The 25594-nt window shown below is 41.1% G+C and carries 17 protein-coding genes and 1 pseudogene; 10 read left to right on the top strand and 8 right to left on the bottom strand.

The features are described from left to right. Positions 1-210 precede the first annotated feature (210 nt). Positions 211-804: a hypothetical protein gene (locus ACRWQL_RS06760; protein ID WP_434930456.1), complete on the bottom strand. Its 594-nt coding sequence runs from the start codon at positions 802-804 to the stop codon at positions 211-213. 432 nt (positions 805-1236) lie between these two features. Here ACRWQL_RS06760 and ACRWQL_RS06755 point away from each other — a divergent pair, with 432 nt between their 5' ends. From ACRWQL_RS06755 to ACRWQL_RS06740, 4 genes are all read left to right on the top strand, one after another. Then, a complete protein-coding gene (locus tag ACRWQL_RS06755) occupies positions 1237-3069 on the top strand; it encodes a DUF885 domain-containing protein (protein ID WP_434952850.1) in 1833 nt (610 codons plus the stop codon). A 176-nt stretch (positions 3070-3245) separates the two neighbouring features. After that, on the top strand, positions 3246-4202 hold the full coding sequence (locus tag ACRWQL_RS06750) for a LysR substrate-binding domain-containing protein (protein WP_434952849.1): 957 nt from the start codon (positions 3246-3248) through the stop codon (positions 4200-4202). A gap of 105 nt (positions 4203-4307) precedes the next feature. After that, on the top strand, positions 4308-5516 hold the full coding sequence (locus ACRWQL_RS06745) for a dicarboxylate/amino acid:cation symporter (RefSeq protein ID WP_226411003.1): 1209 nt from the start codon (positions 4308-4310) through the stop codon (positions 5514-5516). Between the two features lie 106 nt (positions 5517-5622). Further along, positions 5623-5961: a hypothetical protein gene (locus tag ACRWQL_RS06740; RefSeq protein ID WP_434952848.1), complete on the top strand. Its 339-nt coding sequence runs from the start codon at positions 5623-5625 to the stop codon at positions 5959-5961. A 149-nt stretch (positions 5962-6110) separates the two neighbouring features. Here ACRWQL_RS06740 and ACRWQL_RS06735 read toward each other — a convergent pair whose 3' ends face one another. Together ACRWQL_RS06735 and ACRWQL_RS06730 are read right to left on the bottom strand one after the other, a co-directional pair. Continuing rightward, a complete protein-coding gene (locus ACRWQL_RS06735; RefSeq protein ID WP_434952847.1) occupies positions 6111-9050 on the bottom strand; it encodes a hypothetical protein in 2940 nt (979 codons plus the stop codon). A gap of 514 nt (positions 9051-9564) precedes the next feature. Continuing rightward, positions 9565-11394: a monovalent cation:proton antiporter-2 (CPA2) family protein gene (locus ACRWQL_RS06730; protein WP_434952846.1), complete on the bottom strand. Its 1830-nt coding sequence runs from the start codon at positions 11392-11394 to the stop codon at positions 9565-9567. A gap of 172 nt (positions 11395-11566) precedes the next feature. Here ACRWQL_RS06730 and ACRWQL_RS06725 point away from each other — a divergent pair, with 172 nt between their 5' ends. Beyond that, positions 11567-11959: a hypothetical protein gene (locus ACRWQL_RS06725; protein ID WP_434952845.1), complete on the top strand. Its 393-nt coding sequence runs from the start codon at positions 11567-11569 to the stop codon at positions 11957-11959. A gap of 122 nt (positions 11960-12081) precedes the next feature. Here the strand turns inward: ACRWQL_RS06725 and ACRWQL_RS06720 are convergent, their stop codons facing one another. Continuing rightward, on the bottom strand, positions 12082-13632 hold the full coding sequence (locus tag ACRWQL_RS06720) for a DEAD/DEAH box helicase (protein WP_434952844.1): 1551 nt from the start codon (positions 13630-13632) through the stop codon (positions 12082-12084). A 296-nt stretch (positions 13633-13928) separates the two neighbouring features. Between ACRWQL_RS06720 and ACRWQL_RS06715 the strand changes: the two genes are divergently transcribed. From ACRWQL_RS06715 to ACRWQL_RS06695, 5 genes and pseudogenes are all read left to right on the top strand, one after another. Then, the gene (locus tag ACRWQL_RS06715) at positions 13929-14996 is read left to right on the top strand and encodes a DUF3626 domain-containing protein (protein ID WP_434952843.1); all 1068 of its coding nucleotides are present in this window, start codon (positions 13929-13931) and stop codon (positions 14994-14996) included. Positions 14997-15195: 199 nt separating this feature from the next. Continuing rightward, positions 15196-16957, top strand: a pseudogene (cydD, locus tag ACRWQL_RS06710) (heme ABC transporter permease/ATP-binding protein CydD). Then, positions 16957-18678 (top strand): heme ABC transporter ATP-binding protein/permease CydC, encoded by a 1722-nt coding sequence (gene cydC, locus ACRWQL_RS06705; RefSeq protein ID WP_434952842.1) that lies wholly within the window; start codon positions 16957-16959, stop codon positions 18676-18678. Before cydD ends, cydC begins: the two are co-directional and overlap by 1 nt. A gap of 1100 nt (positions 18679-19778) precedes the next feature. Beyond that, entirely contained in the window at positions 19779-20321 is a 543-nt protein-coding gene (locus ACRWQL_RS06700) for a DUF2087 domain-containing protein (RefSeq protein WP_434952841.1), read from the top strand. Positions 20322-20404: 83 nt separating this feature from the next. Beyond that, positions 20405-20824: a GNAT family N-acetyltransferase gene (locus ACRWQL_RS06695; RefSeq protein WP_434952840.1), complete on the top strand. Its 420-nt coding sequence runs from the start codon at positions 20405-20407 to the stop codon at positions 20822-20824. Positions 20825-21251: 427 nt separating this feature from the next. Here ACRWQL_RS06695 and ACRWQL_RS06690 read toward each other — a convergent pair whose 3' ends face one another. The 4 genes from ACRWQL_RS06690 to ACRWQL_RS06675 all read right to left on the bottom strand — a co-directional run bounded on the left by ACRWQL_RS06690 (position 21252) and on the right by ACRWQL_RS06675 (position 25385). Next, on the bottom strand, positions 21252-22262 hold the full coding sequence (locus tag ACRWQL_RS06690; RefSeq protein WP_434952839.1) for a substrate-binding domain-containing protein: 1011 nt from the start codon (positions 22260-22262) through the stop codon (positions 21252-21254). Positions 22263-22503: 241 nt separating this feature from the next. Next, on the bottom strand, positions 22504-23721 hold the full coding sequence (arsJ, locus tag ACRWQL_RS06685) for an organoarsenical effux MFS transporter ArsJ (protein ID WP_434952838.1): 1218 nt from the start codon (positions 23719-23721) through the stop codon (positions 22504-22506). 188 nt (positions 23722-23909) lie between these two features. Next, positions 23910-24926 carry an ArsJ-associated glyceraldehyde-3-phosphate dehydrogenase gene (locus ACRWQL_RS06680; RefSeq protein ID WP_434952837.1) on the bottom strand — a complete coding sequence of 339 codons (1017 nt, stop codon included), beginning with the start codon at positions 24924-24926 and terminating at the stop codon, positions 23910-23912. Positions 24927-25037: 111 nt separating this feature from the next. After that, entirely contained in the window at positions 25038-25385 is a 348-nt protein-coding gene (locus ACRWQL_RS06675; protein WP_434952836.1) for a metalloregulator ArsR/SmtB family transcription factor, read from the bottom strand. Positions 25386-25594: the final 209 nt, after the last annotated feature.

The following is a 25594-nucleotide window of genomic DNA, read 5'->3' as shown; positions in this document are numbered from 1 at the left end:
TGTCGTCTTCCTTTCTGGGCTTTTTCTTATAGAATTGTCGTTATAAAGTCTGCTTGATTTTCTAAGACTGACCCAAAATGTCAACTTATCAATTGTTAGCAAAGTTTATAATGTAGACCTTGTCTATTAATTTGAGCTTAAGAATACTTGCAAGAGGGAAAATGAGGGGGCATAAGGTTGGCAATATATTATTAACTTACCATTGATAAACTAATATTGAATATTAAAACGCGCAAAACGTGTCAGGGCACGGATCATCGGTGCTTTACTTCGCTGGTCAATAAAAAACTGTTTTTGAGTAGAAAACTTTTTGAAGTGGCGAATATCATCGACAATATGTACCGGACGGCATTCAAACTGACTTGATAAGTGAAGTAATGTTTCAGCATTAAAAGAGAATGACTGTAGCATTTTATTTGAAATATCGTTTTTTCTAGCAACGGTGAGCGCTGATCTGCGATTAATTTGACCGTTAACTCTGTCTTTCAAACGTTTTTTATGTTGTTTCCAGGTGTCTTTGTCAGTTAAAGAATGTATATCTTCAATAATTTGGTTAGGATCACAATCAAACTTCCTCGCAATATTTGCGATTATCTCCATAGAAGTAACATTGACTCCTTTAATAGTGAGATAAACAATATAGTCGCGGCGATCATTGGCTTTTTCAATTTCTTCATGGGTTGGATTTAATGCGTCGTTGGCAAGGTTTTCAGTTTGTTCTACAGATGCAAGCAAGCTCTCGAGTGAAAGCGTTTCAGCTTCTGCATCAGCTTGTGAATGTTGATATTCATTTTGTTTCTTCATCTTTAGTCGCTACTTTTGGTTACTCAGTTTGGGTATTTACTTTGTTTGTTGCTAATGCTATTCAGTATGCAATCAAGTAACTTTGGCTATTAGGCAAATACTACGTGAAGTCCCTTGTTGTGGAAATATAAAATCGATAATAGTTTATGTTTTTCAATTTTGAATATTCAATTACGTTATTTTTGCTATTTTTGCTATTTTTGTTATCGAGTTGGTTTTAGATTGTTTTGAGTCTTGTTGGTTTGTTATTGATAGTCGGTTAAGTCAATTATAGCGATATAACACTCTGTTACTTTTTAAATGACATAAATTGCATAAAATCCAGCAAGCTAACTTATTGCGTGTTAACTTATCGTTAACATTTTGGCTGTCATTATAAGTGTAATGATAACCATAATAAATTTGGTATGTGATATTTCAAAAGGCAGGGATATGATTAAAAAGTCATTAAAATGGATTGGTGTAGGGACCTTAGGTCTGGTGACATTGGGTGGCGGGTTTGCTGCACATGAATGGTATGCAGAAAAACCGTTTTTGTTTAGAGCTTATTTGGACCGTGCAATGGTTAAAATGGCCTTTGAAAACCCTGAAACATTAACCTCCTTAGGCTTTCTCGAATCCGTTGGTATAACAGGCCATAACGCTCATCTAGATAATGTCGACCCTGCTAAAGATCAAGCCATGTTTGATGAGCTAGCCGAATTTCGTAAAGGATTGATGCAATACCAAGATGCTGATTTAGATGAGAATCAACAGATATCTAAACAAGTGGCTTTATATTTACTGGATATGTTGGATGAGTTTGAACAGTATCAATATCATAATTACCCAGCTAACCAGATGTTTGGTATTCAAAGTGGTTTTCCCAGTTTTATGGAGTCGACTCATCAAGTTAATACCCCAGAAGATGCGCAAAATTACTTATCGCGATTAGGCGAAGTTAATCGTAAATTTGGCCAGTATTTAATTGGGCTTAAAAAACGTGAACAGATGGGGATTATTCCACCCAGATTTGTGATTGACCGCGTGTTAGATGAGATGCGTGGTTTTGTTGCAACGCCTGCGACAGAGAATATTTTGTATACCTCATTACAAACTAAAATGGATAAAGTTGAGGCGTTTAGCGAACAAGACAAACAAACTATTCTAACGCAAACTGATGTTGCTATTCGTGATTCAGTTTACCCGGCCTATGGCTTGTTTATTGATTACTTTGATGACTTAAAAACTAAAGCGGGCACTGATGATGGTTACTGGCGCTTACCGGATGGAGATAAAGCCTATAATTTGGCATTGCGATTTTTTACCACAACAGACTACAGCGCCGACTATATCCATGACTTAGGTTTGTCTGAAGTGGCGCGCATTCATCTCGAAATGATGACTATTTTTGAAGGCGAAGGCGTTGATGTTTCCAATGGCTATTTGGCCGCAATGAATGAGTTTTCTGCCCGACCTGAGTTTTATTATGAAGACTCAGATGAAGGCCGTGCGCAAATTCTAAAAGACTATCAAACCATTTTAGATGAAATTGACCAGGGGCTAGGCGATACATTTAACATTCGTCCTAAAGCGGGTATGGAAGTAGTGCGTATTCCTGAATTTAAAGAGAAAACAGCACCAGGTGCGTATTATCAAGGTCCATCTTTAGATGGAACTCGCCCAGGACGCTTCTTCGCTAACTTGTATGATGTCAAAACGACACCTAAATACGGGATGAGAACTTTGGCTTACCATGAAGGTATCCCGGGGCATCATTTTCAAGTAGCGATAGCGATGGAACTGGAAGGTATGCCGCTTATTCGCCGCTTTGCTCCTTTTACCGCCTATATTGAAGGTTGGGCACTGTATGCTGAACGTTTAGCCTATGAGCAAGGTTTTCAAAAAACACCGGCGGATAATATTGGCCGTTTAACCGATGAGTTACTGCGAGCGGTAAGATTAGTTGTCGATACCGGATTACACGCTAAAAAGTGGACCCGTGAGCAGGCTATTGAATATATGGCTAATAATACAGGCCGCGCCGAACGCGATGTGGTGTCTGAAATTGAGCGATACATTGTCATGCCGGGGCAGGCGACATCTTACAAAGTGGGTATGATGAAAATTCTCGAGCTGCGTCAAAAGTCGAAAGACAGCTTAGGGGATAAATTTGACCTACGTGAGTTTCATGATGCAGTGTTAAAGAATGGCGCCATGCCACTGGATTTACTTGAGCGAGTGATTGACACTTATATTGCCGCCAAGCTAGCTGAAACTAAGTAGGTGAATTTAGCGATAGCTTAGCTAGAATAATCAATTAACGATAATTATCACAATAGTGACTTGATTAGCGTGTTAAAAACCAGTTGAATAACGACTGGTTTTTTTATGTTTTTATTTGCGTGATGGTAGATTTTTTCATCCCTTAATCTCACCCACTTATTATTGTAGGCGGTTAAATGGCTTCATTAACTAAAAGGCTTGGGTTATTTTTAGATGTAGTGCAGCAAGGCTCGTTTAGTAAGGCCGCATCCCTTCATGATATGGACAATTCGTTACTGTCTAAGCAAATCAAAAAGCTGGAGGCGGACTTAGGGGTACAGTTACTTAATCGCTCAACTCGGTCTTTTTCATTAACATCGGCAGGGGAAGATATACTTGAACAAGCTCAGGTACTCATGGAGACATTAACTCAAATTCAAAATATTGCCGACTCCTATCAATCTGAACCTAGGGGTAATATTCGTATTACCTCGTCGATTAACTTTGGTCAGCAATATCTGCAACCTGTTATCAGTCAATTTATGAAGCAATATCCAAACGTAAAAGTGACTTTGTCGTTAGATGACAAACGGGCCGATATTATTTCTGAACACTTCGATGTGGCATTTCGGTTAGGTAAGTTAACCGATTCTAATCTGGTTGCTAAAAAAATCGCTAAAACGCACTTTGCCATTGTGGCCTCAGAAGCTTTTATTGCAGAGCACGGACAACCTGCAACACCAGAGGCTTTAATTCGTTTGCCTGCGGTTATTTATAACAATGGTAATGTGTGCTTGGATCAAATGTTACTTAGCACACCGCCAGATAGCGATAGCTATAAGGTGTATACGATGCAAGGTAATTACCATGTCAGCGATGTACGCACATTAATTAATGCCGTCACTGATGGATTAGGGTATGCGATGATTGATTTATTTAATTTAGATAAACCAATATTTGAATCTAAATTGGTGCCACTTCTGACAGAATATGGCTTATCTACAGTAGATACTGGCATTTATGCTATATATCCACATCGTAAACCGACTATGCTAATTAGTGAGTTTATTAAGGCCGTACAAGAGCATATAGGTACGCCGCCATTTTGGCTCGAATATATGCCTAATTATCAGAAAATGTATAAAGGCAATTGATAAAATCAGGGTGTTAGTGTGTATTTTGCATAGGGCATTTAGCATTGTGCATGGGTTAAATTTTACTTAACTTGAGTCGATTATAATCACTCACTTGGAAACAATATGTGGAACACGTTTCGTGCTTATCAATCTTCAATAATATTATTAACCGCTTTGATGATGGGTGGCGCACTAGGGTTATGGCTGCCTGATTTTGCACTGAAATTAAAACCTATTGGGCAAATTTTTCTTAATTTACTCTTTATGATCATAGTGCCGCTGGTGGCGGTAAGTGTGATGTCTTCTATTGCGCGCATGACGGATTTAAAAAAGTTAGGCGCAATTCTGATTTCTATTATGGCTGTTTCCATTGTGATGGCGATGATCCCCGCAATCGGTATCATTCTACTTGCCTCTGCATTTGATCCCGCACAAGGGGTGACATTAGCATTAGCTGAAACAGTAGATAATACTGGCGGCAGTATGGACTTTGTCAGCCTATTAACAACCAATGACTTTGTTGGCTTGTTGTCTAAATCCAATATATTGGCGCTCATCATTATGTCGGTTATCAGTGGTATTGCCATAGGGCAGTCAGGCGAGGATGGCCGTAAAGTGGCTGACTTACTAGATAACCTTAATACTGTCATCATGAAGATTATTGCGATCATTATGTACGCCGCCCCGATAGGGTTAGGGGCGTACTTTGCGGCAACGATGGCAAGCCAAGATGCAGCATTAATGGGCACATTTGCACGTGCTGTAGGGCTGTTTTTTATTGCGACAGCTTTCTATTTAACCGTGGGTTCGACATTTTATGCATGGCTGGGTGGCGGTGTTGAAGGCATAAAGCGCTTTTGGCAGAACATGTTAGAACCCGCAGTCACTGCGTTAGGTACCAGTTCATCGTTAGCCACCTTGCCTGTGACAATTCGCAGTGCAAATAAGATGGGTTTGAATGAGCAGATAGCTGAAATTAGTTTGCCTTTATTAGTTAATTTAAATAAAGGCGGTGCAGCTATGATCACCGCATTAAAGATAGTGTTTATTTATTCATTATTGGGCTTAGATTTCAGTGCCGATGTCTTTATGATTACTGTTTTGATTGCTGTTTTGTCGGCATTTATTATTGGTGGCGTACCTGGTGGAGCATTTTTAGGTGAAATTTTTATTGTGACCACTTTAGGCCTACCACTTGAAGTTATCCCTATTTTAGTGGTGCTTGGGGCGATTACCGATGCCGCGTCGACGGTGATTAATGTGGTACATGATTTAACGGCAACCCAAATTATTGAGCGACTTAACGGTAAGCATTACCAAACGAAAGCATAATAGGTTGCATGAGTATAAAACCTAATATTGCCGAACCTATCGCCACACATACACAGGCCCGTATTACACGGCTGAGCGCTGTATTGGCGGCGTTAAGGATATTGATGTGAAAAGCGCGGGATCTAGCAAGGTAAAGTCTGACAGTCATTGGCCTGCTATTATTGTGGTTGTTATATTATTTATTGCAGCTTCAGTGGTTGTGGTGAGTATTAACCAAAGCCATCAGCAAACAAGCCCTGAAACTTGGACCGCTTTTATCTATAAAAATGGATACCAATCGGCTAAATATCAAATGGAGGATGGCTTTGATGATTATCAAATGTGTAAAGACTATGCTGTACAGCAATCTGAAAAGTTTGATAATGCACCTTGGCAGTGTGGACTTCGTTGCCGTTTTGACTCTATGCGTCAAGGATATCAATGTGACAGTATGGATAATCATTAGCAGATTACTTGCCTTAGTGAGCCGCAATGTACCGAGAAGCGAGTATGTTTTGGTCTTTTAAAATACCAATAATGCAGCCTAACTTTAGCGCATAAACTAAAAAGCATAAGCGCGAGCTTATGCTTTTTATGCGTAAACTTACTTGTCGTTTAAAGCTTGGTATTAGACGCGGGTGCAGCGGCACTTTTGGTTAAGCTACAAGGTGATTCACCAGGGCCGACCAACAATGATGGGTCGATATTGGCATTACACTTCCAGTTAATCAATCCATCATCATTATTGCCAATGCTAGGAGTAAAAGTCAGTTGTGAGTCTTCGCCATAATATTTCGCCAGTTTTACAACAACATCGCTTTGCTCTGATAGAAAAATATCACTTATTAACGGATGTGCTTTAAGGTCATTAATAGGTAAATCAATCTTATCTGATGGTTTTGGTAGTCTTGATTTGTCGCTATAAAACTGTGATACCGACATTTTAGCCAGCTGGCTTAAATCAACAATAGAGTTTAGCTGTAGCTTAAGGTTAAGGCCATTATAGTTACTTTGTGCGTCCTGCTTAGTTGCCACAAACCTAGCATCTGTATTTATCGCAGGTGCTGCAGCTATAGGTACAGCTGTTATAGGTGCTTTAGTAGCAGTTGATACCGTCTGTACCACTATTTCATCAGGTTTTGATGCGGCTTGCTCAGATACCACTGATTTAGATTGTGCCGTTATGACCGCTATCTCGGCGTCATTTACCTTAGGTTGAGATATCTGTGTAACCGCTTGCTTGGCTATCGCATTTATATTTGAAGGCGCTTGTTGAGCTGCAATTAATTTTTGTGTCACTTCATCTATTGCATCATCGGCACCTAATGTTACCCGCAACACCTGTGATGCCTTATTTGATGGCGTGTTTTGGGCTATTTCAGTTGCAGTATTGTCATCGACTGATTCTATATCTGCGTCTGCTAGGGCTAGTTGAGTAACCTCTGGCTCTGTTGATATAGGTTTTTCGTTCAAAGTTGATACCGCAGGGCTTGGATTAACGGATGTTAGGGCAAGGTCTGTGTGAGATTCTTCAACGAGCTGTTTTTTGTCGGAAGCAACTTTGGTTGGCACTGGTTTTTTTGCTTCTACGACAAGCTCAACTGGCACCGCTGAGGTCACTTGTGAGTCATTCATTGCTTGAGTATCTCTTTCCTTCGATTCTAAAGCCTTAGAATCTAAAGCCTTGGTATCTATCGCCTTAGTATCTATAGCTTTTGTGTCTTTAGGTTGCTCAATAAGCGCTGCTGTCTCTTGGGGGATTAATTGGGTCTCACTCGGTAATATACTATTAGCTACTTGTGACTGTGTGGTTGCTTTTTCTGATTCTGTAGCTACCTGCTCGTCAGCAACAGTTGTCAGCTCGTCTCTGGTAGAGATGTTAGCTGCTGCAATATTAACTTTGTCAGTGGCGACACTATTTGTATCGGCGATATCAAGACTTTCAGCATCAACAGTTGTTGCATCTGTAGGCGCTTCAATGTTTGTTGCTTTGATGGCGAGTTCAGGCCGAGGTGGCGCCTTAATGTTGCTAAGTTGATTAAACGCCTGATCTAATGCTTTCATTAGCCCTGTGTCAGCCATTACCATCGGCATAGTTGCCATGGTTTCTGTTGCTAATGTCTCTATATCTTCAGCTTCGACATTTGTTGCATCAATACTGCTGTCATTCTGTGCTATTTCAGTTGCATCGGTAACTGTAGTTTTAGCAGTCGATTCTATAGTCTTGGCTGCTACTTTCTGCTCTTTGCTTATCGTTTCTACTTTATCACCACTTTCAACTTTTGAGGCTAAAGCGAGTGCTTCATCTGCTTTGTCTGATGTGTCTGTAATATTAGCAATAACCTCAACTTCAGTGTTATTGCCGTTAGCGGTACTGCTTTTGGCTACAGGATTATCTACAGGAGGCTTTTCTTCAATAGATTGTTCTATAATAGGCTGTTGTATCGCGGGTTTTTCGGTTGCTATTACACTGGCTATTTCCGCAGTGAACGGCGCATTAGTAACGTCTTCTATGGCTGTTGTTATTTGTGTAACAGCGCTAGTATTAGTACTAGCATTGATGCTGTCGATATTCGATAAAGCCGCTTTTTCTAGCTCTTCTTCAACAGTTGTTCCCTTGGTCATAGCATTTTCAATGACTTTATTAGTCACTTTTAACGCCGCTAGTGCTACGGCCTGTTCCTTTTTTATAGCTGCTTCAGCTATAGCGGCTTGTGCTATCGCAAGAGTGGCTTTACTTGACGTTATAGATGTTGAATCTGAGTCTGATTTTGTATCAGATGTCGCATCAATATTATTGTTAGCGACAAGGTTTTCTGGTGTTTCTGATTCTTTTGTTTCTGAAGCTCTTGTTTCTGTGACTCCTGTTTCTGAAACAGGGGCCGCTTCAGTAAGGTTTTGCTCTGCAATAATTATTTCATCGTCAGCTTGTACGACTTTATCGTTATTTGCTGTTTGAATATCTTCTTGGGGTAATAAATCCTTTGCTGATTGTAAAATAGAAGAAAATGTTTGTGATGCTGACTCTTCAATTGCAGCCAAGTCGATATCTTCAATACTGAAAGGGAGATCAGGTAAGTCTTCTGCACTAGGAAGTAATGCTTGCGCTGAATCAATCATGCTACTAAAGGTGTTTGTCGCATCTTGTTGTAAGGCAGTAAAATCAGTAGAAGCTATTGTGGTGGCAAAGGTTTTTTCACTAGGATCTTTTGGGCTGCCATCATTTAAAAACACCACTTTCACTGTGACACTGATGATGAGTAATAGCGAAATATTAATTAACCATTGATTAAGATCACGCTGTTTATTTTTCTGTCTTTTTTGAGGCTGTACACGGGTGATATTTTTATGCTTGGCGATGACATCACGAGCGATATCTTCAATTTCCTCACGATCGATTGACGTCACCTCATCCAAGGCTTCAATATAATCGAGTGGTAATTCGATATTATCAGGGTGTTGTGTCCCATGACGAAGTGCGTCTACTTCTAGAACGCGATTTTTAATTTCTTCGATTAGGGGGTTCTGTTGGCTAGGTTTACTAGCTTCGTTCATGGGTCTTCATCCTTGCAAATCTTCAATCGATAATGATAGTTTTTTTATTGTTATTCTATTTATCGTTATATTCGTTAACATATATTGCTATTTTATTTGTCGGTAACAAAGATGCCAGCAATAGTGTTTTTAGAAGTGTATTTTGCACATAAGGAAAAAGAAAAATAAGTATAAATTATTTAATTACAATGAATTACTGTATTAATATCTTCCGTGACATTTTTATGTAGACACTTTTTCCAAATGCTTGAGGCAAAATGAGCGCATGCACACTTCTTTCGCAGCGCACAAGATAACCTAACTAGGCTCATTAATTCAAATTTTTTAACAAATTATTATCATTTGTTGCAGTTGAAGTGTCATAAAGACGTCTATAGCTATTTATGACCATTGAATTATCAATAAAGACAGTGGTTTAATTGTGAGCAGTTGAGCGTCATTATTTTGTTCTATTAAGTAAGCTCTGTTCAAATTATCACTCATTTAGTGTCTGTAATAGGTTGATTTAAGGCGTTTAACAATCCTCACCATGGCAAGTGTTCAATTTGTCCTGCTGCTGTTTATCTTTAGCCAGCACTTGACGTAAATCTTCGCTGCGTTGTTTCACCGCCACGCCATAGCTGTGGTCATCACCCCATAAGTCAGCGAGTAGGGTTAATGATTCATTATCGTGTTTAGAAAATAACTGCCCAGCGCGTTCTGAATCAGCCTGACTGTGACCTAGCAGTGTTAACGCATCGACACCTAGATTGAGTGCCGAGTCAAAGGTTTCCCGTTTAAAGTGACTAACACCGATACGAATGAGCTCATAGGCGTGGCGCCTATCAACTGCGCGGGCGACAATTTTTAAATGGGGATAATGTTTACGGGCTAATGTGGCTATTTCAATAATTTTATCGGCATTATCGACTGCGATAACGAGCATTTTGGCATTTTTGGCCCCAGAGGCTTCAAGTAAGTCTTGTCTTGCGGCATCACCATAAAATACCTTGTTGCCAAAGCGTCTTAACACTTCTATTTGGCTTGGGCTGTGGTCTAGTACGGAAATATGGTAACCCTGTGCTGACAATAAACGTCCGACAATTTGACCAAAACGACCATAGCCTGCGATGATCACCTGTTGGGTCGCTTCTATATCGGCTGGTTTATCAAAATCAGCTTGAGTTGTAGTGGTGTGCTTGTTGATGACTTTGTCATAAAAAATCAATAATAAAGGGGCCATCAGCATAGAGATAGCAACGACTAAGGTGGTCATTTCACTTTGCTCAGGCGTCAGTATTTGTAGTGAGTTTGTCAGTGATAACAATACAAAGGCAAACTCGCCACCTTGAGCTAAGGCTAAGGCAAATAACCACTTTTGCTTGGTTTGCATCTTAAACAGTTTGGCTAACATAAATAGCACACTGGCTTTAATGGTTATCAAACCTATGACTAACATCAATACCAAAGCCAACTGTTCAAACAACAATGGGAAGTTTATTGATGCGCCCACCGTAATAAAAAATAACCCCAGTAATAAGCCTTTAAAGGGTTCTATATCCGCTTCTAATTCATGTCTAAACTCGCTTTCCGCTAATACCACTCCCGCCAAAAATGTACCCAGTGCCGGTGAAAGGCCAATACTTTGCATAATAAAGGCAATTGAGATAACCAGAAATAGTGCAAATACTGTGAATAACTCCCGTAATCGGGTGTCTGCAATGTATCTAAACAATGGCGCAGATATGTACTTACCCGCCAAAATAATCCCGATAATCACCGTAATTGAGACCGCCACTTGCATGTAAGCAGGCAGGCTGGCAGTGAGGTTATTATGTGCTGTTGTGGTGGGAAAGTCGGTAAACGCCAGTAAGGGTAATAGCGCAAGAATAGGGATAACCGCGATATCTTGAAACAGTAATACAGAGAAACTATTTTGGCCAGCTTCCTGCTGTATCCAGCCTTTTTCTGATAAGGTTTGCAATACAATTGCGGTAGAAGATAGCGCTAGCATTAAGCCGATTGCCAATGCGCTTTGCCAGGGTAATTCAAAGACAAACAAGCAGCCGCTAAAAATAATCACAGTGGTGATGCTGACCTGTAAGCCCCCTAGACCCAATATTGAGTGTCTTAATTTCCAAAGCCTTGATGGTTGTAATTCTAAGCCGACTAAAAATAGCATCATCACTACACCAAACTCAGCAAAGTGCATAACGTCTGTTTGGTCACCGACTAAGCCGAGTAAATAAGGTCCGATAAGCATTCCAGCAATAAGGTAACCCAGCACAGAACCTAACCCGACTCGTTTCGCTATAGTGACTGAAAACAAAGCTGCAGCTAAATAAATTAAGGCAATCTCTAACATATGAATCTCCATATTACTCGACGTACTACTATAGACTTTATTTTATAGTAATTGGCCAGTTTCTCGTTAAGCGCAATAAATAGCAGATTATTGATTGCATTTAACGAGGCGAGTAACAGTTTCTTAATTAAATTGACGTACAATAGCACTCTATTTGTTGTTGGAGATGTGTGTGTTCATCAAAATCATTATTACGTTACTGATTGTTATAGGAGCGTCTTTTTATCTGCGCCGCGGGAAATCATCTATCAGTAAAACCACCCAGGCAGTAACGGAGCATTCACCGCACCCTATATTTAATAAAATGGTTATGTACGGTTTGATCACTGTGTGTATGTTGTCGACTGCGGCATTCTGGGGCTGGGGTCGGTATGACGATAATCAAATTGTAACGGTACAAATATCTTCACCTATTGAGGCAATGTCCACCCAGTACCAAGTGCGCAAAAAAGACATTCATGCCCGTAAAATTACCACGATAGAAGGGATAGAAGTACGGTTGTCTAATCAAGAAAGAGTTACGATTTCAACATCAACATCAACATCAACATCTACAGATAAATAATGAGTTGTGCCTAAACGGCAGATATAAAAAAGGAGGCCAATAAGCCTCCATTTTCATATCGATTTTTCACTGACAGCTAATCAATAGCTCTTTAACTGCTCATCAAGTGCGTTAACTCAGTATCAATCTTTTGTTTGGAACTTAATCTTTGCATTAGCATAAGGATCAACTTTACTGGTTGATGCAGGGCTAGATTTAGCTTCGCTAGGCTTCGTTTGTCTAGGCTGCGATTGCGGCTTAGGTTGACTTGCTTTAGCTGGCGCTTTGCGCTCGCCTGAGTCATTGTCACTTGGTTTAGGTGTTTGTGCTCGGTTAGCAAATTTAGCCCCTAAATCAACTAATGGTTTTTGGCGTCTAGGCGGACGATTCTTTGCAGCTGCGCCGTTTGCAGAAGTACCATCAGAACTTTTCTTCTGCTCATTATTACCCTGACGTCTTTGGTGGATTTTTTTATCCTGTCCTGAACTCGAGGTTTTAGTGCGACTCGCGCTAGATTTTTGCCCTGTTGAAGAACCCGTTAATTGGGTTTCAGGTAAGGTAAAATTCGCCTCAAAGCCGATTAACACCTTACGGGGAAGTTGGCGTTGAATCAGTTTTTCGATATCACGTAATAATTTACCTTCTTCATCACTGACCAAAGACACAGCTTCACCTGATGCACCAGCACGGCCGGTACGACCAATACGGTGAACATAGTCTTCAGGCACTTGCGGTAAGTCAAAATTCACTACAAAAGGCAGTTGGTCGATATCAATACCACGGGCAGCAATGTCAGTTGCAACCATAACTTGGGCAGCACCACGCTTAAAGTCCGCTAAGGCTTTAGTACGTGCGGTTTGGCTTTTATTACCGTGAATCGCCACAGCTGAAATATTCGCTGACTCTAAGCTTTTCGCTAAACGGTTCGCGCCGTGCTTAGTGCGAGAAAATACCAGTACCTGATTCCAGTTATTGATTTTGATCAGTTCGATTAACGCTGCTGACTTACGCGTTTTATCGACAGTGTAAATGCTTTGCTCAACGCTATTTGCAGTACTGTTACGTGGGGTAACAGAAATTTCAACAGGGTTGTTTACTAAGCCTTTTGCTAGCTCGCGGATCTCGACAGAGAATGTCGCTGAAAACATTAAGTTTTGTCTTTTAGCTGGCAAGAATGACAAAATTTTACGAATGTCACGAATAAAACCCATGTCTAACATGCGATCGGCTTCATCAAGGACTAAAATCTCAAGGTGATCAAAGTTGATCGCGCGTTGCTGATATAAGTCTAATAAACGCCCAGGTGTTGCTACTAGAATATCAACACCATTTTTAAGTGATGCTAATTGTGGCTGAATAGACACGCCGCCAAATACTACAGCCGATTTAAGTGGTAAATGTTTACCATAGGTCGCGACACTGTCTTGAACCTGCGCAGCAAGTTCACGGGTAGGCGTTAATATTAAAGTACGCACATGACCGCGTTTAACTGGCGTGCCTTGGGATAATAATTCTAGAATAGGAAGAGTAAATCCCGCTGTTTTACCTGTACCTGTTTGCGCTGCAGCCATAACATCTAGACCGTTTAATACTGCAGGAATGGCTTGGGCTTGAATAGGGGATGGGGTGTCATAACCTTGTTTGGCAACCGCTTTTAAAATAGCAGCACTTAGTCCTAGGTTTTCAAAACTCATAGATTACATCTCAGTTAACAGCCGAGGCGGTTAAATATATTAAGGTAGCCAATATCGGCGGGCGTGCATCTTACCTGAAAAGCAATATGAGTGCTATCTAAACACGTCTAGCGGAATCGTGAAAAAGTCTTAATCTTCAGTGCCAAACAAAGAAATATTGCATACAATGAATTGCTTGGTGCATTGTATAACGGTTATTAGCTATATCACTATCACCCTTGATTTAGCTTTTATGCTAATCTGTCGTTAGTTTACTACCTACTTTTCGTCTTCATTTTTGTCTTATAAGGCAGTTCATGACCCCAAAACAGGCCGCATTATCACACATTGAAAAGATTGCCTTAGTGTTACGCGATCCCGCTCATGCGTTGATCAAAAATGTACTGTTGATGTCAAATATCTCTATGGTTTCACTGCAACTTGCAATGCGAAAGCTAAATCAGCATGGCCGAGTTGCGTTGCATTTTCATCCCGATAGAGTCGATAGCCGTGGCTTAAGAGTGGTTGAAGGCCTGATAAAAGACGGTGTTTATAAAAGCCAGTTTGAAACCCATATCTCTAATGGACAATTATCGCCAGAGTTAGGTGGGCCACGTGATTATTGGGAAAACCAGTTATTCGGTCAATGTTATTCCGGCATCAAACATCGGCCTAAATATGGTGCACTCGACTTAGGCTTGTGCTCATTAGGGCCTGCTCCACGCTTTGGCAGTTGCTACTTTCTGACCACCCCACAAGTGTTAACACGCAGTACATTTAGCTATATGGACTCTTATCGATTGCCAAAAGAGAAGGGCACCATAAATTGTTTCGATGGTGTGTTAGCGGCATTATTAAGTGAAAGTTTTGAGCGCCATTACGCGTTAGGTATTCAAGGGCTTAAGCCCGCTAAATTGATTGACTATTTAACCACAGATTTAGCCAATGCCATCCAAGGGCGATTTACACGCACGCCAAGTTGTAATCTTGATCATTACATTGAGGCACAAATCCACGGTGATGTATCTCTAGATAATGATATCGAGATATTGGTTGCCGACCCCAGCTTTAAAGATTCACACGTGGGTGATTTGCTACAAACCTTATGTGATGGGCATGATATTCAACTGTTATGGCATGGCGGATATCAGTTATCGGTAGAAGAGGTACCCAGTGATTTTCGGGGGGCCAATATGCCTATGTTGGCGCAAAGCATTGCCCAAGATAATATGATTGATGCCGCCATTTTGGGACAAGCCGCCTATACATTATGCAAGCAACCTACAAGCTGGAGTGAGCGTTCAAGCCATGCGAAAAAAGTGCAAGAATTGAAACTGCTTTGGCATGTATTGGTCAGGTACGGCGCAATTAATCCTTCATTGTGAAGCCATTTACCGAGCAGGATTCATCTCATCAATACCTAAAATGTGCACCAGTTAACATTATCAGCCGACTCATTGTATTAGGTAGATAACAGCTGCGATACTGCATTTTAAAACCATTATCTATTTTTATTATTCTATATTCTGAATGTTGTGCCTTTAAGCTAGCCTTTAGCGCATCAAGAATTGTTGTTGGAGTGTCATGGATAAGTCGTTAGAAAAGTCATTAGCCAAATGGCTTAAAAGTCAGCAATCTGCCTGTGGTATATACCTTAAGTTAGCGACCTTACTCGGACTGTTAAATGGCGTAGCCATAATAGGCCAAGCTTATTGTATTGCTAAAATTTTACATGGGGTGATCATGACTGAGTTAGCCGTTGCTCAATTAGGGCCATTTTTTATCGGTTTAGCCATATTATTACTCACCCGCGCGGCTTTAGTTTACTGGCGCGAACGATTCAGCTTTGAGGCAGGAAGATTACTCCGCCAAGATATCAGGCAAGCAGTATTGAACAAACTGGTTGCCCTAGGGCCGGCATTTATTAAAGGTAAGCCAGCCGGTGCATGGGCAAGTATTGTGCTTGAGCAAGTGGAAGATTTACATGATTTTTATAGTAAATATGTGCCACAAATGCTGTTGGCAGGGTTTATTCCTGTGTTTATTTTAGTGCTGGTATTTCCCTTAAACTGGGCTGCAGGTGTGGTGCTTTTGACTACAGCGCCACTTATTCCAATGTTTATGATTTTAGTCGGCATGGGGGCTGCGGATGCCAATCGCAAAAACTTCAGCGCCTTAAGTCGATTAAGTGGTCATTTTATGGATCGCTTACAAAGGTTTGAGTACCTTAAAATTATTTTACCGCGGTGAAGCCGAAATTAAGCAAATCCATCAAGCATCAGAAGACTTTAGAAGTCGTACCATGTCGGTGTTGCGATTGGCATTTTTAAGCTCAGCGGTGTTAGAGTTTTTTGCGGCATTATCTATCGCAGTATTGGCGGTGTATTTTGGTTTTAGTTATTTAGGCCATTTAAATTTTGGTCATTATGGCTTAGGGATCAGCTTATTTACCGGCATGTTTGTGCTTATGTTAGCACCTGAGTTTTTTCAGCCTCTGCGCGATTTAGGCACCCATTATCACGCTAAAGCGCAAGCTATTGGCGCTGCAGAATCCTTAGTTGAGTTATTAGATTATTCCCTTTCTCATGTTCACACTGATGGCAATCAAACGCCTGATCTTAACCAGGTTAGCATCAGAGCGACAGATCTAAGAGTGATGAGCATGGATGGCCAATGTTTACTTGGGCCTGTTTCATTCAATGTTATCGCAGGGCAACACGTGGCTATTGTGGGTGTTAGCGGCGCGGGTAAAACCAGTTTGCTGCAAGCCTTGTTAGGCTTTTTACCCTATGAAGGCGAGTTACTGATTAATGACCAAGCCTTTGACTCAATCAGCCTTGCCCATTGGCGAAAACACCTTGCTTGGTTAGGGCAAGACCCGCTGTTATTTCACGGCACAATTGCTGAAAACGTCGCATTAGGCAGTCCCGAGCTAAGTGACCAAGACATTATGCTATTACTTGAACAAGCTCAAATTGCTGATTTTGTCACTCAGCATCCCCAGGGGCTGCATACGGTAATAAGCGATCAATCATCTGGCGTATCAGTAGGGCAAGCCCAGCGAATCGCCTTGGCCAGAGCGCTGAGCCAACAAGCCAGTGTGTTTATACTTGATGAGCCGACAGCCAGCTTAGATGAACAAAGTGCTGAAGCGGTAATGGCCGCTTTATCTCAAGCGACAAAGGCAAAAACCACCTTAATGGTGACGCATAAGTTAAATGACTTAACCCAAGTCGATAACATTATCGTCATCGATAAAGGCCAGCTGGTGGAACAGGGGGACTATCAAACATTAATGGCAGCCCAAGGTAGCTTTTATCAATTACTGCAACAGGAGGTCAGTTAATGAAAGTGCTACTGCCTTTTGTACACTTATTTAAGCGCCAATGGTTAATGATGCTAGTGGGCTTATTACTCAGTTTTATTACCTTGTTAGCGGGTGTGGGTTTATTGTCATTGTCGGGGTGGTTTTTATCCGCCACCGCAGTCGCAGGACTCACCGTTGCCACGGCGCAGGTTTTTAACTTTTTCACCCCAGCAGGCGGCGTGCGATTTTTCTCTATCGCCCGCACCGCAAGCCGATATGGTGAGCGCTTAGCCACCCATGAAGCCACCTTTAAGTTACTAACTGAACTGAGAGTGTGGGCTTGGCAAAAGCTATTACCTCTTAGCGCCGCTAATTTAACAGGTCTACGCCGAGGTGATTTATTAAATCGTTTAGTGGCCGATATCGACACTCTAGATCATCTTTATTTGCGCCTTATTACACCGATTAGCGCATCATTATTGATGATTGCTGCCCTGTATGCGTTTATCGCCTGGTTTGATGCTAGTTTAGCGTTAGCGCTGTGCGGCTTTTTGCTTTTAGTATTATTGATATTGCCGAGTATTTTTTATCAATTAGGTAAAGCCCCTGGTCAGCAGTTAATCGAAACGAAACAAAGCTTTAGAGTACAGCTACTGGATGTGATTCAAGGTCAGGCTGAATTAAGCTTATTTGCGGCTAATTCACGTTACTTAACCAAAGTGTATCAACAGCAACAGATCTTTTTTAACAGCCAAATTGCGATGGCAAAAATTACTGGGTTAAGTCAGGCGATATTAATTTTAACCAACGGTTTCGCGGTATTGTTGATGCTGTATTTAGCCGCGAATGGCGTGGGTGATGCCGTGCCGCCAGGGCCATTATTTGCCTTGATCATATTTGCTACCATTGCCTGTTTAGAAATGATGATGCCAATAGCAGGCGCGTTTCAACATTTATCTAGCACAGTGTTAGCGGCCACGCGGGTGACGGCAATAACTGAGCAAGTTCCAGCTATTCAATTTGGCAGCAATGATGCTATTAATGAAGCAATTAAGGCTAAAACAGGCGCATTGGTTATCAGCAACTTACATTTTGCTTATCACGCTAATCAGGCGGTTTTAAAAGGGCTGAATTTACATATTCCAGCTGGACATAAAGTGGCTATTGTCGGTAAAACCGGCTGTGGTAAATCCAGTTTATTGCATATGATCACCCGCGAATGGCAAGCAGACTCGGGCAGTATTACCTTAGATGGCCAGCCGCTTGAAAATTATAGTGAAGCGAATTTACGCGCATCAATGTCGGTCGTCAGCCAGCGAGTGCATTTGTTTAGCGGTAAATTGCGTGACAACTTAGTGTTGGCATTACCTTATGTTGCTGGTGAAAAACGTAAAGCCCACGATGAAAAGTTAATTCATGTGTTGTCACAAGTGGGCTTAAGTCATTTATTACAGGGTGATAACCCGTTAGACATGTGGATGGGCGAAGGCGGCAGGCAATTATCTGGCGGCGAGCAACGCCGAATCGGTGTTGCCCGCGCGTTACTGCGTGATGCACCACTATTGCTGTTAGATGAACCAACAGAAGGATTAGATAAGCGCACCGAACGAGAAATACTCGCAACTTTATTTGCCTTTGCTGAGCATAAAACCGTGTTGATGATAAGTCACAGAACTACAGCGTTAAGTCAAATGAATGCCTGTTATCAGCTTATAGATGGGCAATTGTTGAGCCTGACGGGTGTTGATGTTAACGGCTGAACATTGGTAAAGAGGGCTGAAGCCTTAACAGCTGAACATTGGTAAAGAGGGCTGAAGCCTTAACAGCTTTGTGAGTTAAAGTGGGATTATGCATATGGTCTCTATGATCATGGAGCTATACCATAGCAAAGAATGCATCGTGAAGTTTATCTATGTAGGTTCAGCATGATATTAACTCACCGACACGCAGCATTCTTTTGAAATAAAAAGTTCTGTAGCTCAACCGACCCATCCCAGGGGCGGATGGTCGGCTTGCAAACCACCATAATGAACCTTTCGAGCATTTACTTAATCGGCAAGTTTTAAAGAGTGAGTGACATAAAGTTATTTTAAAACAATGACTTGATTTACCCCTCCCATGTCAGCTTGTGTGTATGGCCAGCAGCTACTATGAACATGGCGCTTTGGTTATAGCAAAGCATGTATCGTGAAGTTTATCTATGTAGGTTCAGCATGATATTAACTCACCGACACGCGCAAGTACGTCCTTGTAGCTCAACCGACCCATCCCTGGGTCGGATGGTCGGCTCGCAAACTACCATAATGAACCTTTCGAGCATTGACTTAATTGGCAAGTTTTAAAGAGTGAGTGACATAAGATTATTTCAAAATACTGACTTGGTTTTGCCCCAAAGTGTGCCACGGCTCGAAGATCAGCCCTTTGTTGCCTGATAATTTGAGATACAAAAAGTAATGGGTACCAAAAAGAAACACCTGACCATGAGGGGTTTCAAAAATCGTTACTGTGAATCAGACTTGCCTAGTCTGATTCACTGGCAGGATATGCTATTTAAGAGAACGATTTCTAGATCGAAAGCTTTTAAAATCTCTGTCATGTTTTTATTATTTTTCTCGTTTTGTAGCCGCTTTTAAGTCACATTAAAAACTTGTCATATTGATCTTGTTAATTAATAATACGGGCTGGTCGGCAGTTCACCTAGGCATCGCCGCTACGAAAAATCGTAGAGCTAAACCTGCTGAAACGTTAAATATAAAGGTACTTTGTATATTGTGTGCCTATGTCGTAGGTCGGCGATCGTGACTCTGTTTGCATTGCAAATAGACAACTTAACTGTGGGCACCCATAAACGGGTATCACTATGACGAAACAAATCATCCCTTTTAGCTGTGAAGATATTTCGACGCTGGCTAAATATCTGCGTAATCAATTTAAAAATTGTGAAAGGTTTCCTTCACACCTTGAAATGCTCAATATTCTTGCCCAGTCGGCAGGATATGCCAATTTCCAACATTTGCGTGATGCTGCGTTAACGACAAATAATGTGGCCACATTAAACAAACCCAAACAACTTGATATTATGATTCCGCGAAAGCTACAACCTTTCATGGACTCAAATTACATCCTTAGAGCGTGGCCAGCTAAACGCGCCCTTCAAGATCAAAGTTTATGGTTTTTTTGGTGCCGTTTTCAGTACCAACAATCCTACAGTGAACAGGACGTTAATAGCGTAATTAAGCGTTTTCTTGGATTTGCTGATTTCGCGCTTATTAGGCGAGAATTGTGTAACCATAAGCTGTTAAAGCGCACCGGCGATGGTCGGCATTATTGGCGAGCAGCAGCAACACCACCTGAAGAACTCATTTCACTTACCGGAATTTGGCAGGATTTGGCAGGTTACTGAAGCAACATTCTTCATTAAAAACCACCAATCCAGTTTTAACCAAAAATCAATGACGAGTTATAGATTAATGCTAAGGTATGTTAATGAAATTTCAAGTGATAAATGAGCAAGAACCAACAATTTTTAACGCGCTGATTGAAGGTGTTAGAGAACATATTCATGAGCAAATAGGAAATGAAGTAGCACAGCCGTTGATGCTGACCGCTAGAGATGAATGTGATCAACTTATTGGTGGCATATCAGGTAGAACCATATACAGAAATTTTTTAATTGATGTTGTATGGGTTGCTAAAAAGCATAGAGGTGCAGGCTTAGGACGTGAGTTGATGCTCATGGCTGAATTAGAAGCTAAAAACAGAGGATGCCTAATAGCACAATCGGATACCTTATCAATTCAAGCACCTATTTTTTATCAAAAAATAGGTTTTGAACTTGCAGGTGTCATTCCTGAATTTTCTGGTAGTCCAGCAAGATATTTTTTAATGAAAAAATTTAATGTTTAGTTTCAGTGAATTACTCTCGAATAGACAGATTAATTTAGTCGGGTCAGGGTTAAATTTTGTAAAAATAAGCTCTAACTCGCTTCAGTTCGAAAATGAGTTAACTCTGGTTCTGATTTAGCTTTTGCCACAGCCATCAATTAAGCTAAATCGAAGAAACAAAAATTCAGGTGCAGATGAGCCAGCAAGTATCCAAAACATGGATGTTTTGGTTAAGCCCACATGGATGCTGATTTTAAAATCAAGAGCTGGCGTCTCGCTGGATTATCTGCACATAAGGTCGTTCTTTCACATCCATGTGATCACGACATTCCTTTCATCCTGAACATTCCTGCGGCAGGCAATAAGTACCCATGAAGTATTGGACTAGTTACACTCACCAAAGTGATATCAGCTTAGACATTTAGTGGGGCTAGATTATAAGCTATGATTACAATCCCGTAATCTTGGTACATGTATCAGCGTTCTCTGGTGTGCAAACAGTGATAGGTGTGTAAATGGTTTTCTGATATTTTTGTTCTGTTACAATTTTATACAGTGTCAAAATGGCTTGTCTTCCCATTTCATAGGGTTTTTGACCAATATTGATATGAACAAGATGATCTTCCAACATAGTTAATTGTTCAGATGATGTATCAGTAATAACAATGATGACCTTGTTGTTATTAATTTTTTCCTGGTACGGGGCAATCATTTTACGATAAAGTGCTTGGTCATTTTGCGGCCAACCACCAACAGCAATAAAAGAGTCTGCTTTTACAGGCTTACCTTTCATTACAGACTCCATTTGATTAACAGATTGATCCAATTGATCAAAATTAAAGAAAGGCTCTCTAACCTCTGTCCATCCGGAATCGTTATTAAGCAATTCTCCAGGAGGTGCGTCGTATTTTTTTCCCGATAATGCGGAACGGACACCCATCAGTCTTAAATTCAGATTGGGAGAATCGGGTCGCCCAGATTGCATTATTAGCGTTCCCCCATTGGGGCGAAGTTTTTTTAACTCTTCACCTAATGACTTACCCAATTCAAAATTGTCAGTGCCTATATACGCTAGGCGTAAACTATTAGGGTCCTCGTTGACTGAAACATCAATATCAGAGTCATAGGTAATAACCGGAATACCTGCTTCTTTAGCTCTCTTAAGGCTATTTGTAACGAGATATTTAGATTGTGTAACGGCGACAGCAATACCGTCTATACCTTCATCAATCAGTTGATTTATTACCTGATCTTGCATCCTAACATTACTTATATCTGGTCCCCGATATATGCATTCCACGCCTTTTATTTGAGCCGCAGCATCTACACAGCCAGCTTTGCTTTGATCAAAAAAAACACTATGAAATTTAGGCACCACGGCAAGTTTCAATTCTTTTCCATAGATAGAAAATATGGGTAATAGACTAAAAGCAACAAATAATACAAATGATCTCCCCACACTCCCTCCTGAAATAAATTATAGTGCCACTCTGCTTACACCAATATATATCAAATAAATTCATTTAAAGATACGAGCTGAAACGGTATTACTGAGCATATCCGTGTGGGCTAATCGATATTGTTGTCGATATTGTTGTGTTTTGAACTCTATGCGTCAGGATGGCAATAGCTGCATTAGACGTTTATTAAGGTTAGATGAAATAACGCATTATCTCATCTCGCCTTACCCCGCAAATGATTTACGCTTGCTGATGCCTTGGCAGTTTGACTGAAATAAGCGCGGCTAGTGCAATAAAAACAGCTGATATCCACAGACAAGCGGCCATACCATATAATTGATAAACCCAACCAGACAGCACTGTACCGATTAAACGTCCCATCGCATTGGCCATATAATAAAAGCCGACATCTAAAGACACGCCATCTTCGCTGGCATAGCTGACAATCAAATAACTGTGTAGCGAGGAGTTGATGGCAAATAATGCGCCAAAAAGCATTAATCCGCCCACAAGTATATTGGCAGCATGAAAGTCATAACTTATAGCCAGTGCAATACAAGCTGGCACCACACTGAGCAAAACCGCCCAACCTAAGGCGCTGCGTCCATCGGGGACTTTTCCTTGGTTTTTACCGGTTAATCGGGGTGCAAAAGCTTGTACTACACCATAAGCTATGACCCAAAGAGCAAGAAAGCCGCCGACATACCAGTGATCCCAGCCGAAGGTTGACGCCAGGTAAACGGGTAAGGCGACCACAAACCACACATCGCGAGCACCAAATAAAAACAGTCGCGCCGCTGAAAGGGTATTTACCGCCTGACTTTTTGAGAATATTTCAGTGAACTTAGGCTTGTTTTTGGCTTTACCTAAGTCACGCTTCAAGTTAAATAGACTGAAAATCCACACCAGCAATAACCCAACAGCCATGCAAAGAATCGCATACTGAAAACCCAATAGTGTCAGTAAGGCGCCGCCTAAAAAGAAGCCCGCTCCCTTTAAGGCATTTTTTGATCCGGTCAATATGGCAACCCACTTATACAGTTGCCCCTGTGCATCAGTAGGCACCAATAATTTGATGCTACTTTTCGCGCTCATTTTATTGAGATCTTTGGCTATGCCAGACAAAGCTTGTGCCGCCATGACCCAGGGTATGGTTAGCGCTGCAGCGGGAACTAATAGCATGCCAAGGGCAACTATTTGCATAAAAAGGCCAATATTCATGGTCTTGTTTAAGCCCAATCGAGCACCTAACCAGCCGCCAATTAAGTTAGTGACTACCCCAAAAATTTCATAAAAAAGGAACAGCATCGCAATATTTAGCGGGCTATAACCCAAACCATGAAAATACAGCACCACTAACATACGAAGGGCGCCATCGGTCAACGTGAATGCCCAATAGTTGCCAGTAACGACCAAGTATTGGCGAATTTCTGGCGACAGTCCTGTCAAAAATCCCATTATGTTCTCTTTATATAAGCTTAAGCTTTATCCATTTGGCCAACCATACGGGCGATTTCAGCGGCACGATTCAGCCAAAAGTCCCATTGAGTTCTCTCTATTTAAGCTGATGCTTTATCCATTTGGCCGACCATACGGGCGAGTTCAGCAGCGCGATTCAGTCAAAAGTCCCATTGAGTTCTCCCTATTTAAGCTGATGCTTTATCCATTTGGCCGACCATACGGGCTAGTTCAGCAGCGCGATTTGCATAACCCCATTCGTTATCATACCAGGCATAAAGTTTAACCTGAGTGCCATTAATGATCATGGTTGATAGCGCGTCAATGATGCTCGAACGTGGATCGGTTTTATAATCGACCGACACTAAAGGGCGTTCTTCATAGCCTAGAATATCTTTTAAAGGCCCTTCGGCTGCGGTTTTAAATAAGCTATTCACTTCTGCTTCTGTGGTTGGGCGACTGACCTCAAACACACAATCGGTTAATGAGGCATTGGCTAGCGGAATACGCACTGCATGACCGTTAAGCTTGCCCTTTAGTTCAGGGAAAATATGGGTAATCGCAGTTGCTGAACCTGTGGTGGTAGGAATAAGACTTAAGCCACAGGCTCGTGCACGGCGAAGATCTTTATGCGGCGCATCGAGAATCGTTTGGGTGTTGGTAATGTCGTGAATCGTGGTCATAGAACCATGCACTATACCTATGTTTTCATGAATGACTTTTACAATAGGCGCTAAGCAGTTAGTGGTGCAAGAAGCGGCAGTGACAATTGAATGAATCGCCTTGTCATAAAGCTGATGATTTACGCCCATTACGATGTTTAATACACCGTCTTCTTTCACTGGGGCGGTCACTACAACGCGCTTTACACCTTGATCTAAATAAGCTTGCAGTACTTCTTTGGTTTTCATTTTACCTGAGGCTTCAATGACGACATCACATTTTGACCAATCGGTTTCGCTGATGGTTTTGTTGCGGGTACAGGCAATGCGTTTACCGTTTATCACCATATCATCCGCTTCGGCATTGGCCTCGTGTTGCCAACGACCGTGAACTGAGTCAAATGTGAGTAAATGGGCTAAAGTAGCAGTGTCTCCGGCGGGATCATTGATTTGGACAAATTCAACATCATCCCAGTTCCAAGCTGCTCTAAGCGCTAAACGTCCCATGCGGCCAAAGCCATTAATTCCGATTTTAATTGTCATGTGAGTATCCTTTAAACTTACTATTTTAATGAGGTATTGGCGGTTTGTATTAGGGTTAGTTGATCTTTGTATGGTGAACGTTTGTTTGGGTCAATTCATTTTATTTAGCGATTAACAGCAAGCTTTTAGACGTTCAGGGCGTCCGCCCATTCGGCATAGATTACTGAGGTTTTCTTCTAGAAACAGTGCATTGTGGAGAGTTGTTTCGCTTAATACTAACTGGCTCCATGTGGGTAAATCAGCATTAATACGGTAAAACACCCATTGACCTTGACGGCGATCGATTAGGAGACCACATTTACGTAGTTGAGCTAGATTTCGTGAAATTTTGGGTTGAATTTCTTGTAATGCTTCGGTCAACTCGCAAACACATAATTCTCCTTCATGTTGAATAAGCATTAGGCAACGCAGTCGCGTCTCGTCGGCTAAACATTTAAAAAATTGAGTTGGGTAAATCATTGTTAGCCTTAGTTTTTATTCATATAAAGAGATTGATATTTTCAGTTGCTCGACCTAAATATTGGTAAGACATTGAATATCTGATTTGGTTTTAAAGTGTCTTATGGAATATTATCTTATATACATAATTTGATATATATAAATTTATATATGTTTTATTGGAGTATGTGTTTTTAGCATTTTTTAAGCATGCTAGCTAACTTATATAT

Origin of the sequence: Shewanella sp. HL-SH4 (assembly GCF_051164845.1) — a bacterium.
GTDB lineage: Bacteria > Pseudomonadota > Gammaproteobacteria > Enterobacterales > Shewanellaceae > Shewanella > Shewanella glacialimarina.
The sequence above is the reverse complement of the archived record's forward strand: the minus strand, read 5'-3'. Positions and strand labels throughout refer to the sequence as shown.

Bases quoted from the DNA above. Each gene is read 5' to 3' on its own strand.
- arsJ (WP_434952838.1), bottom strand. From the start codon at position 23,721: ATGGGATTTTTGACAGGACTGTCGCCAGAAATTCGCCAATACTTGGTC.
- ACRWQL_RS06695 (WP_434952840.1), top strand. From the start codon at position 20,405: ATGAAATTTCAAGTGATAAATGAGCAAGAACCAACAATTTTTAACGCG.
- cydC (WP_434952842.1), top strand. From the start codon at position 16,957: ATGAAAGTGCTACTGCCTTTTGTACACTTATTTAAGCGCCAATGGTTA.
- ACRWQL_RS06715 (WP_434952843.1), top strand. From the start codon at position 13,929: ATGACCCCAAAACAGGCCGCATTATCACACATTGAAAAGATTGCCTTA.
- ACRWQL_RS06730 (WP_434952846.1), bottom strand. From the start codon at position 11,394: ATGTTAGAGATTGCCTTAATTTATTTAGCTGCAGCTTTGTTTTCAGTC.
- ACRWQL_RS06675 (WP_434952836.1), bottom strand. From the start codon at position 25,385: ATGATTTACCCAACTCAATTTTTTAAATGTTTAGCCGACGAGACGCGA.
- ACRWQL_RS06680 (WP_434952837.1), bottom strand. From the start codon at position 24,926: ATGACAATTAAAATCGGAATTAATGGCTTTGGCCGCATGGGACGTTTA.
- ACRWQL_RS06760 (WP_434930456.1), bottom strand. From the start codon at position 804: ATGAAGAAACAAAATGAATATCAACATTCACAAGCTGATGCAGAAGCT.
- ACRWQL_RS06755 (WP_434952850.1), top strand. From the start codon at position 1,237: ATGATTAAAAAGTCATTAAAATGGATTGGTGTAGGGACCTTAGGTCTG.
- ACRWQL_RS06750 (WP_434952849.1), top strand. From the start codon at position 3,246: ATGGCTTCATTAACTAAAAGGCTTGGGTTATTTTTAGATGTAGTGCAG.
- ACRWQL_RS06745 (WP_226411003.1), top strand. From the start codon at position 4,308: ATGTGGAACACGTTTCGTGCTTATCAATCTTCAATAATATTATTAACC.
- ACRWQL_RS06700 (WP_434952841.1), top strand. From the start codon at position 19,779: ATGACGAAACAAATCATCCCTTTTAGCTGTGAAGATATTTCGACGCTG.
- ACRWQL_RS06720 (WP_434952844.1), bottom strand. From the start codon at position 13,632: ATGAGTTTTGAAAACCTAGGACTAAGTGCTGCTATTTTAAAAGCGGTT.
- ACRWQL_RS06735 (WP_434952847.1), bottom strand. From the start codon at position 9,050: ATGAACGAAGCTAGTAAACCTAGCCAACAGAACCCCCTAATCGAAGAA.